Source organism: Tenacibaculum aiptasiae (assembly GCF_008806755.1).
Lineage (GTDB): Bacteria > Bacteroidota > Bacteroidia > Flavobacteriales > Flavobacteriaceae > Polaribacter > Polaribacter aiptasiae.
On the sequence record NZ_WAAU01000003.1, the window covers coordinates 178,099 to 198,284 of the forward strand.

Annotated in this window: 9 protein-coding genes; 4 read left to right on the forward strand and 5 right to left on the reverse strand. The window is 33.1% G+C overall.

All coding sequences use genetic code 11. From position 1 onward, the window contains the following. From F7018_RS00855 to F7018_RS00875, 5 genes are read right to left on the reverse strand one after another with little or no spacing between them, the layout of a single operon-like run. Positions 1-1,224, reverse strand: coding sequence for a murein hydrolase activator EnvC family protein (locus F7018_RS00855; RefSeq protein WP_150898086.1), 1,224 nt, complete (start codon positions 1,222-1,224; stop codon positions 1-3). After that, on the reverse strand, positions 1,224-1,991 hold the full coding sequence (locus F7018_RS00860) for a DUF4292 domain-containing protein (RefSeq protein ID WP_150898087.1): 768 nt from the start codon (positions 1,989-1,991) through the stop codon (positions 1,224-1,226). The genes F7018_RS00855 and F7018_RS00860 overlap by 1 nt, the downstream gene beginning before the upstream one ends. Positions 1,992-2,013: 22 nt before the next feature. Continuing rightward, positions 2,014-2,943, reverse strand: coding sequence for a tetratricopeptide repeat protein (locus F7018_RS00865; protein ID WP_217701341.1), 930 nt, complete (start codon positions 2,941-2,943; stop codon positions 2,014-2,016). A 43-nt stretch (positions 2,944-2,986) separates the two neighbouring features. After that, the gene (locus F7018_RS00870; RefSeq protein ID WP_150898089.1) at positions 2,987-4,003 is read right to left on the reverse strand and encodes a sugar phosphate nucleotidyltransferase; all 1,017 of its coding nucleotides are present in this window, start codon (positions 4,001-4,003) and stop codon (positions 2,987-2,989) included. A gap of 58 nt (positions 4,004-4,061) precedes the next feature. Next, the gene (locus F7018_RS00875; RefSeq protein ID WP_150898090.1) at positions 4,062-5,723 is read right to left on the reverse strand and encodes an ABC transporter ATP-binding protein; all 1,662 of its coding nucleotides are present in this window, start codon (positions 5,721-5,723) and stop codon (positions 4,062-4,064) included. Between the two features lie 290 nt (positions 5,724-6,013). On the opposite strand from F7018_RS00875, the gene F7018_RS00880 reads away from it, so the two are divergent. The 4 genes from F7018_RS00880 (at position 6,014) to F7018_RS00895 (ending at position 20,099) form a co-directional block, all read left to right on the forward strand. Then, positions 6,014-8,380 carry a GEVED domain-containing protein gene (locus tag F7018_RS00880; protein WP_150898091.1) on the forward strand — a complete coding sequence of 789 codons (2,367 nt, stop codon included), beginning with the start codon at positions 6,014-6,016 and terminating at the stop codon, positions 8,378-8,380. A 92-nt stretch (positions 8,381-8,472) separates the two neighbouring features. Continuing rightward, on the forward strand, positions 8,473-12,756 hold the full coding sequence (locus tag F7018_RS00885) for a GEVED domain-containing protein (protein WP_150898092.1): 4,284 nt from the start codon (positions 8,473-8,475) through the stop codon (positions 12,754-12,756). Positions 12,757-12,997: 241 nt separating this feature from the next. After that, positions 12,998-16,408: a GEVED domain-containing protein gene (locus F7018_RS00890; protein ID WP_150898093.1), complete on the forward strand. Its 3,411-nt coding sequence runs from the start codon at positions 12,998-13,000 to the stop codon at positions 16,406-16,408. A 208-nt stretch (positions 16,409-16,616) separates the two neighbouring features. Further along, a complete protein-coding gene (locus F7018_RS00895; protein ID WP_150898094.1) occupies positions 16,617-20,099 on the forward strand; it encodes a M4 family metallopeptidase in 3,483 nt (1,160 codons plus the stop codon). Positions 20,100-20,186: the final 87 nt, after the last annotated feature.

Consider the following 20,186-nt stretch of genomic DNA (forward strand, 5'->3'; position numbering starts at 1 on the left):
TTATTTACTACGTATCCAAAGAGCTGGATTTAAACGAACAATATTTTTGTATAAAATGAACACTAATTTTGTTTTACCTGAGATTTTATCTGTAAAAACTTTACCTAATTTATCTCCCGTTTTTATTGAGTTACCTTTTTTAACATATACTTTCTCTAAGTTATTGTAGGCAGAAATATAATTACCATGCTGTACTAAGACAGATTTTTTACCTCCTAATTGTGTTTGAATAGCTAATACTTTTCCATTAAAAATACTTTGAGCATCAGTGTTTGCTTTGGTTGTAATATGTAAACCAGGACTACTAACATTAATTCCAGGAAAAGTTGGATGTGGTTGTACACCGAATTTTCTTGTTATAATACCATGTACTGGCCAAGGTAAACGCCCTTTATTTTGTTCAAAATTTGCTAATAATTTCTTTTCAGCAGCATTTAAAACAAAACTAGCAGATGATGACTTTTTCTTATTACTTTTTTTATTCTTATTGGCACGAGCAATTGCATTTCTAATTAACCTGTCAATACGTGCAGTAATACGTTTTTCCTCTTTTAATTTCTTTTGTAAATCTCTCTTATACTTCTTCTCCTGTCTCTTAATTTTAGAAATTAACTTTTCCTGACTCTTTTTATCAGATTCTATTTTATCCTTCTGATCTTTTTCATCAGTAATTAATAACTCTTTAGATTTTTTTCGTTCAATTAAAGAATCATTTAGCTTTTGTATGTCTTTGGTTTTTACAATAATCTCCTCTCCTTGTTTTTTTCTATAGTCGCTATATTGTTGCATATATTTTATACGCTTATAGGCTTGATAGAAACTTTCAGAAGAAAGTAAAAACATAGTTTTACTTTGTTGCGATTTGCTTTTATGAGTTTTAACTACCATATCAGCATATTCTTTCTTTAGGTTTTTTAGCTGATTATTGTAGTCTTTTAGCTGTTTTTCGTTGTTATCTATCTCTTTTGATAGTAGTTTAGCTTCTAATTCAATTGTTTCAATTAAACGTTCTCTAGCGTTTATTTTTTGACTTAAATCTTTTAAATCATCTAAAGCATTACTTTTTTTCTTTACTGTTTTAATTAGTAAAGTATTTACTTGTTTTATTTCATTTTTTAGCTTCTTACGTTTGTTTTCAAGCGCTTTTCTGCTTTGTCCAAATGAAGAGAAACTAGCCAAAAAAAGGCATAGAAAAGAAAGGGTAAATAGCGTGTGCTTCTTCATTATAGTTTAATTTCTTTATATCCGCTAGGAATTTTAAAATCAGTGTTTAATTTTTTATTAAATTCTACAGAACGAGTTGTAAGGTTGATATTAGTAAACTTATCTTTTGTTTTAGCGTTTATGATAATTTTTTGTGGAAATAAAACATTCTTTTTATTTGAATATTTTGGGTAAGAAATATCTAAACGTTGATTTTTTGCTTGGTTTACAATTGATTGTTTATCTAGCTTGTAATGATTCGGATTTACATGAAAGAAAATATCAAACAATTCAGCTTGTTTTTTAGGTGAAAGTTGATAAGATTGATCTTTTATAATTACTTCTTGGCGTTGCGATTTTACATTCAAAATTGATTGCCCTAATAACATATTTTGAAGTTGTTCAAAGTTGATGTCTGTGCCTAATATTTTTCTTAGCATTGCAAAATCACCATCAAAATAGTTTTTGTAATAAGAAGAGTAAAATTGGACTTTGTTTGGTGTTATTTTGGCTTTAAAAATATTGATAACTTTAGTTCCTTTTAACCAAATAACTTCATCTTTTATGATTTTCATGCGTACAGAAAATCCTATTTTATCTTTAGTATCTCTATAATTTACTTTTAAGCGTGCATCAATAGTTTTCTCATCGAAGTTAGAAGACATATGTTTCTTTGCAACTTTACGAGCAGACATTTTTTTTACTACTGTAGAATTGATTACCTTTTTGCTCGATTTACATGAAGTAAAACCAATGAATAATATAAATAAGAGAGTATAATATTTCATAAACTAGTAATAGAGAAGTAAATTATTTTAGAACTTTTGCTGCTTTCTTTTTATAAGTTTTTACTTTTTCCGGATTGTTTAATCCTTTGTAAGCTCGTGCAATTTCTAGATAAAATTTAGCTTCAATTTCATTATTATCAATTACAAAATCGATGCCATTTTGTAAGCTTTGAATTGCCTTTTTAAATTGATTTTTGTTGTTTAACGCTTTTCCATTCATAAAATAAACTAAGGGCTGTGCAGGAAATAATGCTAAACCTTGTTCACTGTATTTTAATAAATCATCATCATTGTTTGATGAAAGTTTATTTAATAAAAGTTTTAAATTATTGAATGATTTTTCCTTTTCAAAATTAGCTTTTAAGTCTGTACTAGCAATTGTATTTTCTTCTTTCTTTATAGTTTTCTTAGTAGATCTTGTTTCCTCCAGTTTTTCTTGTATTAGTCTTAATCTAGCATTTAATAGCTTGCTCTTTTTTAATTCAAACAAAACTTCTTTTGCTGAAGGGATATCTCTGTTTTGTAAATGTAAAAAAACTAAAAGACGTTTCTTTTTTGGGTATTTATGAGCAATTTTTTCTTGAACTTCAATTGCTTCATCAAAAGCTGCAATTTTTCTTAAAATATGTACTTGATGTTCTAAAAGCCAAATGTTTTCATTGTCGATTTCTACGGCAGCTTTTATGTACTCTAAGGCTTCGTTATTTCTGCCTAGTTTTACATAATTTTTAGAGAGTTCAAATAATACAGATTTATTATTTGGGTCTAACTCATTACATTTTTCTAGGTTTTCAATTGCTTTTTGATAATTGAAAATAGCTTTGTTAGACAGTGCTTTAAAGAAGTTTTCTTGAAATTCAATATTGTCACTTTCACTAACATCTTCTGAAGGAGGAATGCTGTCTTGTGCTTTTAAGGAGAGAAAATAAAACAAAAAGAAAAATAGAGACAAAAAGAAGTTCCTTCTTGCCTCTTTAATTTTTCTTCTATTTTTTTTATGTAAGTTCTGTATAATCACCTATACTTACTGATGTATAATTAGCATTGTATTTTGCATGATTACCAATCATGGCGTTATCTAATTTTGCATTAGATATTTGAACATTTGTTTGTATTAATGAATTTACAATAGTAGAATTTTCAACTATACTATTTTCACCAATAGAAACATAAGGTCCTATTTTTGTGTTTTTTAATGTTACGTTATTTCCAACATAACATGGTTGAATAATTTCAGAGTTTTCTAATACAACGTCGTTAGCTACTAAATTGTTGCCATTGTTTTGTTCAAAACCTAAAACTTGCTTGTTTGTATCTACTGTTGGATCTTTCTTTCCGCAATCCATCCAAGCGTCAACAGTACCAGGAATAAACTTAGCTCCTTGTTGCTTTAAAGATTCTAAAACATTGGTTAATTGATATTCACCATTTTCTTTAATATCATTATCTAACAAATATTTTATTTCGTTACGAACCTTAGCTCCATCTTTAAAGTAATATATACCAATAATAGCTAAGTCAGAAACAAAATCTTTTGGTTTCTCTACGAAATCTGTAATAAAACCATCTTTTAGTTTTACAACTCCAAAAGCACTTGGGTCCTCTACTCTTTTTACCCAAATAGCACCATCTGCATTTGAATCTAATTTAAAATCTGCTTTAAATAAAGTGTCAGCAAAAGCTACTACACAAGGTCCATCTAAAGACTCTTGAGCACAGTAAATTGCATGAGCAGTTCCTAAAGCTTCTTCTTGAACATATACAGAACCTTTTGCTCCAAGATTCTCAGCGATACTTTTAAGTTTATCTGCAGTGTTTGCAGGGAACCCTTTGGCAGCAGGACCAATTATAAAAGCTATTTCTTCTATTGGTTGGTTTACTACTGAAGTTATATCTTCAACTAAGCGTTGTACAATTGACTTACCCGCTATGACGGTTAAAGGTTTAGGAATAGTTAAAGTATGAGGTCTCAAACGAGAACCTATTCCTGCCATTGGGACTATTATTTTCATGTTTCTCTTTTCTATTTTTTAACAGCGCAATATACTACTAATATAGTATTGAAAAAAGTTAAAGCCCTTTTGGGACGGCTTCTACTAATGTTTTGGTATACGTTGTTTTTGGGTTATTATATATTTCGTCTGCATCTGCAATTTCCTCTATTTTACCTTTGTTCATTACAACTAATTGATCAGCCATGTATTTAACTACTGATAAATCGTGTGAAATGAATATGTAAGTAAAATTAAATTCAGCTTTTAATTGATTTAATAAGTTCAAAACTTGCGCTTGGACTGATACATCTAAAGCTGAAACTGATTCGTCGCAAATAATTAATTTTGGTTGTAAAGCTATGGTACGAGCAATCCCTATACGTTGCCTTTGTCCTCCAGAAAATTCATGAGGATATCGATAAAAATGTTCTTTATCAAGTCCCACTTTTTCTAATAAATTAAGCACATAATCTTTTCTTTCTTTCGATGAATTAAGAATGTTATGAACTTTCATAGGTTCAAGAATTGCATTACCAATAGTAATTCTTGGGTTTAAGGAAGAGAAAGGATCTTGAAATATTATTTGAATGTCCTTTCTTAGTTTTTTAAATTCTGATTTTGAAAGCTTTGTAATGTCTTTTCCTTTGTATATAATTGCTCCTGAACTGGCTGTTTCTAGTTGTAAAATTGTTCTACTTAATGTAGTTTTTCCACAACCACTTTCACCAACTAAACCTAAGGTTTCTCCTTCATAAATTTTAAAAGAAACATCATTTACTGCTTTTACTATGTTTGGTTTTGAAAACCAAGAAGCATTAGAAATAAAATCTTTATGTAAATTTTCGATTTCCAGTAATGGGGATTTATTGTAAATTTTGTTATGATACTCTTCTCGTTCTTTATCGGTATATAAAGTAGTATCAACAGAATTGGTTATAAAATCGCTAACTGTTGGTAATGTTTTTAAACGATTCTTAGTATTTGGTTTCGAGTTTATTAATGCTTTGGTGTAATTCTCTTTTGGGTTTAAAAATATATCTTTTGAAGCGCCTTGTTCTATAACTATTCCTTTGTGCATTACAACTACATTATCGGCAATTTCTGAAACAAGCGCTAAATCATGAGAAATAAATAATATTCCCATTTTAAACTCTTTTTGTAGCTCTTTTAATAGTAAAATTATTTCTTTTTGAACCGTAACATCTAATGCTGTTGTAGGTTCATCGGCAATTAATAATTGTGGCTTACAAGCTATTGCCATGGCAATCATAACTCGTTGTTTTTGTCCACCGCTTATTTGGTGTGGATAAGAGTTATAAATATCATTTGGCCTAGGTAATTTGACTTTATTAAAAAGAGAAATAACTTCTTCTTTTATTTCACTACTTGATAGTGTTGTATGTAATTGTAATATCTCTGCAACCTGATAACCACAAGTTAAGGTTGGATTTAAAGAACTCATTGGTTCTTGAAAAATCATAGCGATTTCGCTCCCTCTAATTTTTTGAAAGGATTGATTATCAAATGCTAATAAATTTTGTTGGTTAAAAAGGATTTCTCCTTTAATATCTGCAAACTTAGGTAAAAGTCCTAAGATTGCAAGAGAGGTTATAGATTTTCCACTTCCACTCTCTCCTACTATTCCAAGTATTTCATTCTGCTGTAAATTAAAAGATATGTTTTTAACAACTGAAGGTGATTTTTTAAAAGCTATTTCTAAGTTTTTAATTTGGAGCATTCGTGTGAAATTTTAATAAAAATACAATTAATCTTATTGAAAAGTTAATGACAGATGTATTTTTTTTAAAAGTTTTAAAAATGCTTTAAACCTAGTGTAGTACTGGGTTTATAAAAAAATGAAAAGACTTAAAGATATTAAAAGTTTTTGTTTTTTGCAAAAAAAATAGCAGAACTAATGTTTTTTTCTATATTTGTTGCCCGTTTAACAAAAATTTAAGAGTTTTTATTGCGAATATGATAATAGTTAACTTTTAAATAAAAAATAATTAATTAAAAACCCCTTCAGAAATGAAAAACAAAATTACTCTGGCATTTTTATGCTTATTTTTTATTGGAGCGACATTTGCTCAACAAAAAAGGACCTGCTATGCAATGGAGGACATAGAGGAACGAAAGGCTACAGACCCTGGTCTTGAAAACCGAATGAAAGAGATTGAAAAGTTTACTCAAAAAAGAGTAAAAGAAATGGAGAGTTACCAAGGTAAGGTAAATGGAAGTATTATTACGATTCCTGTTGTAGTTCACGTTTTATATACTAATTCGACAAACAACATTAGTGACGCACAAATTCTTTCTCAAATTGATGTTTTAAATAAAGATTTTAGAAGAACTAATACTGATAAAACTAATAAATGGTCTCAAGCTGCTGATACTCAGATAGAGTTCGCTATGGCTAAAGTTGACCCTAATGGAAACGCTACTACAGCAATTACTAGAAAGCAAGTAAGTGGAGCTGATTGGGGGACAAAATTTAAAGCATACAATGCAATGAAAAGTTCAGCTTCTGGTGGGGTTGATCCATGGAATACTGCTGAGTATTTAAACATGTGGATTGTACCAAAAATGACAAATACTAGTCCTCAAGGAGATAGAACTATTTTAGGTTTTGCACAATTTCCAGGAGGATCAGCTGCAACTGATGGATTAGTAATGATTCACGATGCTTTTGGTTCAACAGGAACTCTTAATCCTTCTTTTAACTTAGGAAGAACTACTACTCACGAGATTGGACACTATTTAAATTTACGTCACATTTGGGGTGATGGTGGATGTGGTGTTGATGATTTCGTATCTGATACTCCAGAATCTGATGCTCCAAACTATGGATGTAAAACTGGACACGTTTCTTGTGGTTCTGAAGATATGGTTCAAAACTTTATGGATTATTCTGACGATGCTTGTATGAACTTATTTACTGTAGGACAAAAAAATAGAATGCGTGCTGTTTTAGAAGCTGGTGGTTCTAGACGTTCTTTAGCGTTATCTGATAAATTTGGTAGCGGTAATACAGGTGGAGGTACTACTCAAGATCCTTGTAATGGTGGTGCTACTTTAACTGAAAACACAGGTTCTTTTAATGATGGAAGTGGAAGTCAAAACTATGGAAATGGTAAAAACTGTACTTGGTTAATTAAACCTGCTAACGGAGGAAAAGTTACTTTAAACTTTAGTAGTTTTAATACTGAAAGTGGTTATGATTTCGTAACTGTTTACGATGGTTCTAGTGCTAGTGCGACTCAATTAGGTAAGTTCTCAGGAACTTCTACTCCAAGTGCTGTAACTTCTACAGGAAATGCAATGTTTGTTAAGTTTACTTCTGATGGATCTGTAACAGCTGCTGGATGGGCTGCAAACTATACTTCTGCAACTTCTAGTGCGGATACTCAAGCACCAACTGCTCCATCAAGTTTAACTGCTTCTAATGTAGCTCAAACTACTTTAACTTTAAACTGGTCTGCTTCTTCTGATAACGTAGGAGTAACTGAATATGACGTATACCGTGGTTCTACAAAATTAGGAAGCACTGCTAATACATCTGTAAATATTACTGGATTAACTGCTGGAACTGCTTATACTTTCTCTGTAAGAGCAAAAGATGCTGCTGGAAATGTATCTTCAAGTAGTAATACTGTAAGTGTTTCAACTTTATCTAATTCTGTATCTTACTGTTCTTATAAAGGAACTACTTCTTATGAGTGGATTGATTATGTATCATTCGGAGGAATGACAAATTCTACTGGTGCTAATGGTGGTTATGGTGACTTTACTTCTAAAGTAGCTACAGTTGCTAAAGGAAGTACTAGTAAAATTGTATTAAGTGTTGGATACTCAAGTACTGTTTATAAAGAGTACTGGTCTGTTTGGATTGATTTTAATAAAAATGGAACTTTTGAATCTAGCGAAAGAGTAGTAGCTGGTTCTGCTTCAACTGCATCAAATGTATCTGCTGATATTACAATTCCTGCATCTGCATTATTAGGTCAAACTAGAATGCGTGTTGCAATGAAAGATACTGCTCAACATACTACTTCTTGTGGAACTTATAACTACGGAGAGGTTGAAGATTATACTGTAAATATTACAGCAAGTACTACCAGAGATTCTGATGTAGTAAGAGCTACAAACTTAGGAAACGATACAAGCTTAAGCTTAATGGCTTACCCTAACCCTTCATCTGATTTTGTTCAGGTTGAATTAGCTTCTAAGTCTAACGATATTGCTTATAGAGTTGTAAACACTATAGGAAAAGTTGTAAAAGCTGGACGTTTAGATAACTCTCGTAGTTTAAATGTATCTAATTTAAACACTGGAATTTATATTTTAGAAGTTAATGATGGACAAAAATTATTAAAAACTAAAATTATTAAGAAATAGCTTATTAGAAACTAATAAAGCTAAGTATAACCCGGGCTTTCGCCTGGGTTTTTTTATCAATTTAATTTATTAACAATCAAACCCTTTACAAAATGAATAACAATTTAAAGTTGTTAATGGGTGGTTTGTCTATAGCCTTAGTCACGTCTATAGGTTATAAGCATTTCTCTGATAAAAATGAGATGCTAGATGTTGAAAAACAGCGACAAACACACGCAGAGTTCTTAAAGAACAGCCCTTATCAAGAAACCTTGAAATGGGATAAAAAAAAGAGAAAAAACTATGGTTTACCTCCTAATCGATATTTCGAACAAATGTGGGGTCTTACTATTAACCCAGCTACTGGTAAATTAGAAGATGGGTCTTTAAATGAGTTAAGAAATAGATTAATAGCTGAAAGAAAAGGACAAAAGAATCCTGGTACTAGTACGAATGCTTGGGTTGAAAGAGGACCTAATAATGTTGGTGGTAGAACGAGAGCTATTATGTTTGACCCTAATGATGCTACTAACAATCGTGTTTATGCCGGTGGTGTTAGTGGTGGTTTATGGGTAAATAATAATATTAGTAACTCAAATTCTCAGTGGCAAAGAGTTCAAAATGTACCTGGAAATTTATCGGTAACTTCTATTACTGTTGATCCTAGAAACTCTAATACTTGGTATGTAGGTACAGGTGAGCAGTATACTGCTGGTGATGTAGTAGGAAATGGAGTATATAGAACTACAGATGGAGGTACTACTTGGACAGCTGTTAATATACCTGCTGCTGGTACTGCTGTTATTAACCATAATGCGAGCAATGTTTTTCTTTCTGGTATTCACTATGTAAACGATGTTTTAGCATGGGATAATGGAAATTCTACTGAATTATTTGTAGCGGTTGGATCACATGTTTATGGTGATTCATCAAGTCCAAAAAATTGGTTAGGATTACAATCTGCTGGATTATATCGTTCTACCGATGGTGGTGCTAACTGGAATAGGATTGAGTCTGATAATATGAAGTATACTTTTAGTGGTAATGATTATTATTATACTCCTAACGATTTAGAAGTAAGTGCCAACAATACTATTTGGATGGGTACTATTAAGTCTGTATTAAGTGCTACTAGCGGTGGTAGAGTATTTAGTTCTACAAACGGTTCTACTTGGAATGAAGCTGCTGCTTCTCCTTTAACTGATTCGAATAGAGTTGAATTAGAGCCTTCTGCAACTGATGCTAATAAGATTTATGCGCTTACTGAAGGTTTGGCTAGAGATGCTCAAAATAGATTAATTGATCCTGTTCATATTTACAAGACTACAAATGGTTTTGCAACGATTTCTGCTACTTCTTTACCTAATGATGCTGATTTAAGTATTCCTGCTAAAGATTTTACTAGAGGTCAATCTTTTTATAACTTAGTAATTGAAGCTGATCCTACAAATGATGATATTGTTTATGTAGGTGGTATTGATTTATTTAAATCGACAAATGGAGGTACTTCTTGGTCTCAAATATCTAAGTGGTCTAACAATAACAATTTAGCTGGTTTAAATGTTTCTATTGTTCATGCAGATCAGCATGCTATTGCTTTTGGAAATAACGATTCTTCTAAAATCTTATTTGGTACTGATGGTGGTATTTACTACTCTGGAAACTCTGGAGGTTCTTTAAATGTTAGAAACAGAGGATATAATGTAACTCAGTTTGTGAAAGCTGGTATAGGTCCTGATGGAGTTGGTGATGTTAATGGTATTTTTAGTGCTGGTGCTCAGGATAACGGTACTCAAGGTTTTAGAAATGCGGTTGCTGGTGTAAATAGTTCTACAGAAGTTTCTGGTGGTGACGGTTTTTACACTTTTATTGATAAAGATGGTCAGTATATGATTGCTACGTATACGAACAATGTTATTTATCGTTTTAACTTACCTTGGAATGGTGTAAGCAGAATTCAAGGAGGTGCTACTACGATTTTAAATGAGCGTAATACAGGTGATTTCGTAAACCCTATGGGGTATGATAGTCAAGCAAATCGTTTATTATCGAATGCTTCTGCATCTTCTAAATCTATTAAAAGTATTAATGTAGCTTCTAATACTAAAGGGAATATTACAAATGCTCTTTTAGATGCAAGCCCTACTGCTTTTAGAGCTTCTCCTTTTGCTAATAATACTTGGTATGTTGGTTTATCTAATGGTAAATTATTAAAGTTAACTAACGTTACTAATAGTAGTGCTACTTGGACTAATGTTGCTACTCCTTTTGTAGGATCAGTTTCTTCTGTTCGTTTTGGTGCTACTGATGATGATATTTTTGTTACTATTCATAACTATGGTGTAACAAGTGTATGGGCTACTACTGATGGTGGTGCTAACTGGGTAAATAAAGAAGGTAATTTACCAAACATTCCTGTAAGAGATATTTTACAAAATCCATTAGACAGAACTGAAGCTATTTTAGCAACTCAATTAGGAGTATGGTCTACTACAAACTTTAACGAAGCGAATCCAACTTGGACACAAGCTTATAATGGTATGAGCGATGTTAGTGTTACTTCTTTTGATTATTGGAATGTGAATGGTAATCATTCTCAAAATAAAATTATTGCTGCTACTTATGGTAGAGGAGTGTTTACTGGTTCTTTTACTGCTAATGCTGTAAATGACACACAAGCTCCTACTGCTCCAAGTAATTTGGCTGCTTCTAATGTAGTATCTACTTCTTTAACTTTAAACTGGACTGGTTCAACTGATAATGTTGCTGTATCTGGTTATGATGTATATCAAGGTTCTACTAAGTTAGGAACTACTACTAATACTACTTATAATGTAACTGGTTTAACTGCTTCTACGGCTTATACTTTTTCTGTAAAAGCTAAAGATGCAGCTGGTAATGAATCTTCGGCTAGTAATGTTGTTAGTGTAACTACACCTGCTAAAACAGTTTCTTACTGTAATGCTAGCGGTAACACTTCTTATGCTACTGGAATTACTAGAGTTGTTTTTGGTTCTATTAACAATGCTGATGGGCCTGCTAAAGATAAAGGTTATGAAGACTTTACAAGTATGAGTACAACGGTTTCTCAGTCTTCTACAGAGAATCTTACAGTATCTGTAAATACTGATGGTAACTATAGAATTGATGTTATTGCATGGATTGACTGGAATCAAGATGGTGATTTTGCTGATGCTGGTGAATCTTTTGATTTAGGTAATATTAGTAATGTACCAAATGGTGCTTTACCTACTAAAGCTATTGCTGTACCTGCTAGTGCTAAGGCTGGTGCTACTCGAATGAGAGTTGCTGCTAGATATAATACAAACCCTACTTCTTGTGGAACTAACTTTGATGGTGAAGTTGAAGATTATACGGTTAATGTTCAGGCTGCTGTTGCTGATACTACTGCACCAACTGCTCCTAGTAGTTTAGCTGCTGCTAGTGTTGCTCAAACTTCTTTAACTTTAAACTGGACTGCTGCTACTGATAATGTTGCTGTAACTGGTTATGATGTATATCAAGGTTCTACTAAATTAGGTTCTACTACTTCTGCAACTACCTATGATGTAACTGGTTTAACTGCTGCTACTGCTTATACTTTCTCTGTAAAAGCTAAAGATGCTGCTGGTAATGAGTCTGCTTCTAGTAATGTTGTAAATGTAACTACTTTAGCAAATGCTGTTACTTATTGTGAGTCTAAAGGTGAAAGAGTTAGTTATGAATGGATTGATTATGTTGCTTTTGGTGGTATGACAAACACTACTGCTGCTAATGGTGGTTATGGTGACTTTACTTCTAAAGTTGCTACTGTTGCTAAAGGAAGTACGAATCAAATTGTTGTAAGTGCTGGATTTGCTAGTAGTGCATATACTGAGTATTTTACAGTATGGATCGATTATGATAGAGATGGTACTTTTGAAGATAGTGAAAGAACTCTTTTAGGTTCTTCTAATACAGCTTCTAATAGAACTGCAAATATTAGTATCCCTTCTACTGCATTAGTTGGTCAAACTAGAATGCGTGTTTCTATGAAGTATAATGCTGCTTCTACTCCATGTGAAACTTTTAGAGATGGTGAAGTTGAAGATTACACAGTTAACATTACTGAAACTTCTTCTTCAGGTACTGAAATTATTGCTGAAAATCCTTTAGATCAAACAGCTACGGTTGATTTAATGACATACCCTAACCCTGCAAAATCTTTTGTTCGTGTTAAAATTGCTTCTAAAGCTAATAACATGACTTATAAACTTGTAAATACGGCTGGGAAAGTTGTTCAATCTGGTTATTTAGATGTTTCTAATTTAGATGTTTCTAATTTGAATACTGGAATTTATATTTTAGAGGTTAATGATGGTCAAAAATCATTAAAAACTAAAATAATGAAGAAATAATTTGACTTTCAAGGACTTATATTTTTATATAAGTCCTTTTTTTTCAAAACCTCATAAACCTACATAAACACTAGGCTTATGAGGTTTTTTAATTATTGTTTTTTGAATATAATTTTGTGTTTTTGGTGTTTGATTAGGAATAATTCATTTTTTTAGTATATTTGCCAACGAAATGATAAAATATTAAGAGTAATTAATATTAAATTTCGCTATTAAATAACTAATCAAAATAACCCTTCAAATGAAACAGAAGTACTTTAAAAGTATTGTCTTGGCAAGTGCTATTTTGGGATTAAGTTTCCAAGCGCAAGCTCAAAACAAAAGAGAGGTTGAAAAAATCAAAAGTCAATATGACTTAGGAAAACTTCAAAGAATTCAAAAAACTTTAAAAGCTAAAGAAGATTCTGAAAGAAAAGAAGCTTTAAGAATCGCAAAACAAAATGGGTGGGAAACTCAAATTAACAATCCAGATGGAAGTTTTATGGAACTTCAAAGAGTTGTTAATGGAAAACCTATCTACTACACTACTTACAATGTAGATGCTGCCAAATCTACAAGAACCAATCATTTACATTCTGGAGGATCATTAGGATTAAATTTAATGGGTCAAGGAATGACTGCCTATGTATGGGATGGTGGTGGAACTCGTTTAACGCATCAAGAATTTGATGGAGCGGGTGGAAACAATCGTGTATCTATTATTGATGGATCTACTTTAAACAGTAATAGTTTCCATGCACAACACGTAACAGGAACTATTGTAGCATCTGGTGTAGTTGCCAATGCTAAAGGAATGGCTCCTCATGCCAAAGCTAAAACTGCCGATTGGACAAATGATAAGTCTGAAGCAACAGCTGAGGTATCTAATGGAATGATTTTATCAAATCACTCTTATGGTTTTGCTTTTAGAAACCAATTTGGTCAAGTTCAATTACCACAACACTATTTTGGTGGTTATATTACTGAATCTCGTGAGTGGGATCAAATTATGTTTAACGCTCCTAACTATTTAATGGTTGTGGCTGCTGGTAACGACGGTAATGATAACTCGGCTAATAACAATCCTACTGGTGGTTCTGGATGGGATAAATTAACTGGGCACTCTACTTCTAAAAACAACTTAGTAGTAGCAAATGCTCAAGACGCGAACATCGATTCTAGTGGTAACTTAGTTTCTGTTTCTATAAACAGTTCTAGTAGTGAGGGACCTACTGATGATATGCGTATTAAACCAGACATTACTGGTAACGGTACTGGTGTATATTCTACGTATGATAATAGTGATACTGCTTATAATTCTATTACGGGTACTTCTATGGCTTCGCCTAATGTAACTGGATCTTTATTATTATTACAACAACACTATAAAAATTTAAACAGTGGTAACTTTATGAAAGCTGCAACTTTAAAAGGTTTAGCTTTACATACTGCTGATGATGCTGGTGCTTCTGGTCCTGATGCCGTTTTTGGATGGGGATTATTAAACACCAAGAGAGCTGCTGAAACAATTACTAAAAAAGGTAATCAAGCTAAAATTGAGGAGTTAACTTTAACTTCTGGTCAAACCTACACAATTACAGTTGATTCTGATGGTACTAACCCTTTATTAGCTTCTATTTCATGGACTGATAGACCTGGTACTGCTAATACTACTGTAAACTCTACAACTCCTGTATTAGTAAACGATTTAGATATTAGAGTTTCTAAAGGTGGTACTACTCACTTACCTTATGAGTTAACTGGTCCAACTACTTCTGCTAAGAGAGATAACAATGTTGATCCTTATGAAAGAGTTGATGTTGCTAACGCTTCTGGAACGTATACTATTACAGTTACTCATAAAGGTTCTTTAACTGGTGGTAGCCAAAACTATTCTTTAATTGTAACTGGTATTACTGGTACTCCTGTAGTATGTAATGCTACTGTACCAACTGGTGTTTCTACTGGTTCTGTAACTGCTTCTGGAGCTTCTGTTTCTTGGACTGCTGTTCCTGGTGCTACTTATGATGTACGTTACCGTCAAGTAGGTACTTCTTCTTGGACTACTAACGCTGTTACTGGTACTTCTACTACTTTAAGTGGTTTATCGGCTTCTACTCAATATGAAGTACAAGTTCGTTCTAAATGTTCTTCTGGAAACTCTAATTACAGTTCTTCTGTAAACTTTACAACTACAGCTGTTCAAATTAACTATTGTGCTTCTAGTGGTAATACTTCGTATGCTACTGGTGTAACTAGAGTTCGTTTTGGATCTATTGATAATGCTGATGGTACTGCTAAAGATAAAGGATATGAAGACTTTACAAGTATGAGTACTACGGTATCTCAATCATCTAATGTAAACCTTACTGTTAATGTAAATACAGATGGTAACTATAGAGTTGATGCTATTGCTTGGATTGACTGGAACCGTGATGGTGACTTTGCCGATGCTGGTGAGACTATTGATTTAGGTAATATAAGTAATGTATCTAATGGTGCGTTACCAACTAAAGCTGTAGCTGTTCCTGCAAACGCTGCTGTGGGTGCTACTCGAATGAGAGTTTCTGCTCGTTACAATGCTAACCCAACTTCTTGTCAGACTAATTTTGATGGTGAGGTTGAAGATTATACGGTAAATGTTCAAGCTGGTTCTGCTGATACTACTGCACCAAGTGCACCAAGTAGTTTAGCTGCTGCTAGTGTAACTCAAACTACCTTAACTTTAAACTGGTCCGCTTCTACTGATAATGTAGGTGTAACTGGATACGATGTATTTAGAGGTTCTACTAAGATTGGATCGACTACTTCTGCTACTACTTATAATGTAACTGGATTAACTGCTGCTACTGCTTATACGTTCTCTGTAAAAGCTAAGGATGCTGCTGGTAATGAGTCTGCTTCTAGTAATGTAGTAAATGTAACTACTTTAGCAAATGCTGTTTCTTACTGTGCTTCTAAAGGTACTCGTGTTACTTATGAGTGGATTGATTATGTATCATTTGGTGGAATGACTAATTCTACGGGTGCTAACGGTGGTTATGGTGACTTTACGTCTAAAGTAGCTAATGTTGCTCAAGGTAGTACAAGTCAATTAGTAGTAAGTGCTGGATTTAGCGGTACAGCTTATAACGAATATTTTGTAATTTGGATTGACTTTAACGGTGACGGTGATTTCGCTGATAGTGGAGAGCAAGTAGCTTCTGGAAACTCAACTAGCTCTGGAAACAGAACTGCTAATGTTACCATTCCTGCAACTGCTAAAATTGGTCAAACAAGAATGCGTGTATCTATGAAGTATAACTCTGCACCAACTGCTTGTGAAGCTAACTTAGGAGACGGTGAGGTTGAAGATTATACTGTAAATATTACTGGTGCTTCTTCTTCTAGTTTCAATGCTATTTTTGCTGACGTACCAGGAGAAACTATAAGAAATAATAATATATCTGAGTTATTAGCATATCCTAACCCTGCTATTAACAATGTACAAGTTAAATTAGCTTCTAAAGCTGATGCTGTTAGCTATAGAATTGTAAACACTATAGGTAAAGTTGTGCAAGCAGGTAAATTAACTTCACCTAATATTAATGTATCTGATTTAAATACTGGAATGTATATTTTAGAAGTTAATGATGGTCAAAAATTATTGAAGACCAAGTTGATGAAGAAATAAATGTTTTAAATTTATAAAATCATTAAATCCGTTAAATCCAATGTCTATTGGGTTTAGCGGATTTTTTCTTTTTAAATCACTTATTTAATTGATAATCAGTTGTTTGAATGTTTTTTGTTTGTTATATTTATGTAGTGTAATGCTATTTCTATCTTATTTAAGGTACTTATCATTACACCCCAATTAACTAACTTAAACCCTTCAAACGATGAAGCACAATTATTTAAAAAATGTGTTTTTATCTTCTTTATTATTGGCTGGAATTACTACGGTAACCGCCCAAGATAATAGAGGATTAAAACATATTAAGCTCGAGAAATCTTCTAAAATCTCTTTACAGCAAGCGCCTGATATCATCAGGAAAAAATTAGAATTATCCCCGAATGACAACTTACAAAAAATTAAATCTGAAGTAGATAATTTAGGATTTACTCATGAAAAATTTCAACAAAAATTTAAAGGTTTAAAAGTCGAATTTGGAACGTACTCTGCTCATGCTAAAAATAGCGTGTTGCAAACGATGAATGGTGAATTTTACGATGTAGGTAAGGTAAATGTAAAACCGAACTTATCTAAGAATTCTGCTTTTAATAGAGCTATTGCTCATACTGGAGCCCAACAATACTTATGGGAACTACCTAAAGAGGCAAAAGCTTTAGGTAATTATAAAAAGCCCGAAGGTGAATTACTCATTCTTCCTAGAGAGGTTATTGGTACTAAAACTGCTAGATTAGCATACAAGTTTGATATTTATGCTACAAAACCTTTGAGTAGGGGTGACTTGTATATTGATGCTCATACAGGTGAGGTTTTATTTTTTAATGCTACTATTAAACATTTAGATGAGCATGCTCATTCTTCTAAACATTTAGGAGCTGTTAGTCATGATATTGGTGCTAAGTTTATTGAAACTTTGGCTACTGGTAATGCTGCTACTCGATATAGTGGTACACGTTCTATTACAACTAGAATTATTGGAAGTACTTATGCTTTACGTGATAACACAAGAGGTAATGGAGTAAATACTTATAATAGTGGTGGTCAGCCAAGTTATCCTTCTACTAATTTTACGGATGCTGATAACAATTGGACTGCTGCTGAATTTGACAATGCTGCTAAAGATAATGCTGCCTTAGATGCTCACTGGGGTGCTATGATGACTTATGATTATTTTCAAAATAAACATAATAGAAATAGTTTTAATGGTTCTGGTGCTGCTATTAATAGTTATGTGCATTACGATAATATTGCGGGTGGTCCTGGATATGACAATGCTTTCTGGAATGGTTCGGTAATGACCTATGGTGATGGTTCTTCTAACGGACAAGAAGGTAATGGTAATTTTGATGCTTTAACTTCTATTGACGTTGCTGCGCACGAAATAGGTCACGCTGTTTGTTCTAATACAGCTAATTTAGCTTACCAAAGAGAATCAGGTGCTTTAAATGAGGGTTTTTCTGATATTTGGGGTGCTGCTGTTGAGCATTTTGCGAAAGGAAATGGTAGTGACACTGCTCCTAGTAACGCTGTATGGCTTATTGGTGATGAAATTGATAGAAGAGTTGGTGCTGTTGCATTGCGTTCTATGAGCAATCCTAACGAAAGAAATCAGCCTGATACTTATGGTGGTACTTATTGGAAAGAACCTAATTGTGGTGTTCCTACTCGTGCCAATGATTATTGTGGTGTTCACACGAATTCTGGTGTTTTAAATTATTGGTTTTACTTATTAACGGTAGGTGGTTCTGGTACGAACGATATTAATAATGCTTATAATGTTACTGGTATTGGTATGGAGAAAGCTGCTAAAATATCATATCGTTTAGAGGTGAATTATTTATCTGCTAATTCTACTTTTGCGAATGCTAGAACAGGGGCTATTACTGCTGCTACTGATTTGTATGGTGCTAATAGTAATGAGGTTAAATCTGTTACCAATGCTTGGCATGCTGTTGGTGTAGGGGATGCTTATTCTGAGCCTTGTGCTTTGGCTGCTCCTGCTAATTTTGCCGGTAGTAGTATTAATGATAACGGATTTACATTGTCGTGGACTGCTGTTTCTGGTGCTGTATCATATACAGTAACTGCAAATGGTACTTCTACTACGGTAACTACTACTTCGCAGGTTATTACAGGTTTAAATCCTGGTACTGAATATGCATGTACGGTAACTGCTAACTGTTCTGCTAATGGTAGTGGTACTGCTGCGAATGTTTCTGTAACAACTACGGGTACTGCTCCTCTAGTGTATTGTACCTCTAAAGGTGCGAATGTTAGTGATGAATATATTCAAAAAGTTGAATTAGGTTCTATTAATAATACATCTACAGGTGGTAATGGATACTCTGATCATACTTCTATTTCTACGAATTTAACGAAAGGTGATTCTAACACAATTACGATTACTCCTAAATGGACAGGTACTGTTTATGATGAAGGTTATGGTGTTTGGATTGATTATAACCAAGATGGTGATTTTTCTGATGCTGGTGAAACGGTTTGGACGAAAGCTAAATCGAAAACTACTCCTGTGAGTGGAACTTTTACTGTTCCAGCTTCGGCTACTAATGGTGCAACGAGAATGCGTGTTGTTATGAAATACAATGCTACTCCAACTGCCTGTGAAGCTTCTATTCAATATGGTGAGGTTGAAGATTATACAGTTGTTATTGGTGCTGGTCAAGCCGATACTACTGCGCCAACTGCTCCTAGTAGTTTAGCTGCTGCTAGTGTTGCTCAAACTACCTTAACGTTAAATTGGTCTGCTTCTACCGATAATGTAGGTGTAACAGGTTATGATGTATATCAAGGATCTACTGTTATTGGGTCGACTACTACGGCTACTTCTTATAATGTAACTGGATTAACTGCTGCTACTGCATATTCTTTTTCTGTAAAAGCTAAAGATGCTGCTGGTAATGAATCGGCTGCTAGTAATGTTGTTAACGTTACTACTTTAGATAACCAAGTTTCTTATTGTGATTCTAAAGGTACTCGTGTTACTTACGAGTGGATTGATTATGTTGCTTTTGGTGGAATGACTAATTCTACTGGTGCGAACGGTGGTTATGGCGATTTTACTTCTAAAGTTGCTACAGTAGCTCAAGGTAGTACAAGTCAGTTAGTAGTAAGTGCTGGTTTTAGTGGAAGTGCTTATAACGAATACTTTGTTGTATGGATTGACTTTAATGGTGACGGTGATTTTTCTGATAGTGGCGAACAGGTTACTTCTGGTAATTCTACCACAGCTGGTAATAGAACAACTAATGTAACAGTACCTGCTGGTGCTAAATTAGGAGCAACTAGAATGCGTGTTTCTATGAAATATAATTCAGCACCAACTGCTTGTGAGGCTAATTTAGGTGATGGTGAGGTTGAAGATTATACAGTAAATATTACTGCTTCTAGTGTTGGTATTGTAGATACTAATATCGTTGGTGAAACTATTAGAACTAATGCTATTTCTAATTTAATGGCTTATCCGAATCCTGCTAAAAATACGATTCAAATTAAGTTGTCTTCTGAGGCTAATAATATGTCTTACAGAATTGTAAATACGATTGGGAAAATTGTTCAAGTTGGTCGTTTATCTTCTTCTGAAATTAATGTTTCTAAATTGAATACTGGAATTTATATTTTAGAGGTTAATGATGGTCAAAAAATATTGAAGACTAAATTAATGAAAGAGTAAAAAAGGGTAAAACCTTACTTGCAATATGGGAAAGCCAGAACGAAATTTTGTTCTGGCTTTTTTCGTTTTTTTTCGTTGTTGAAAAAT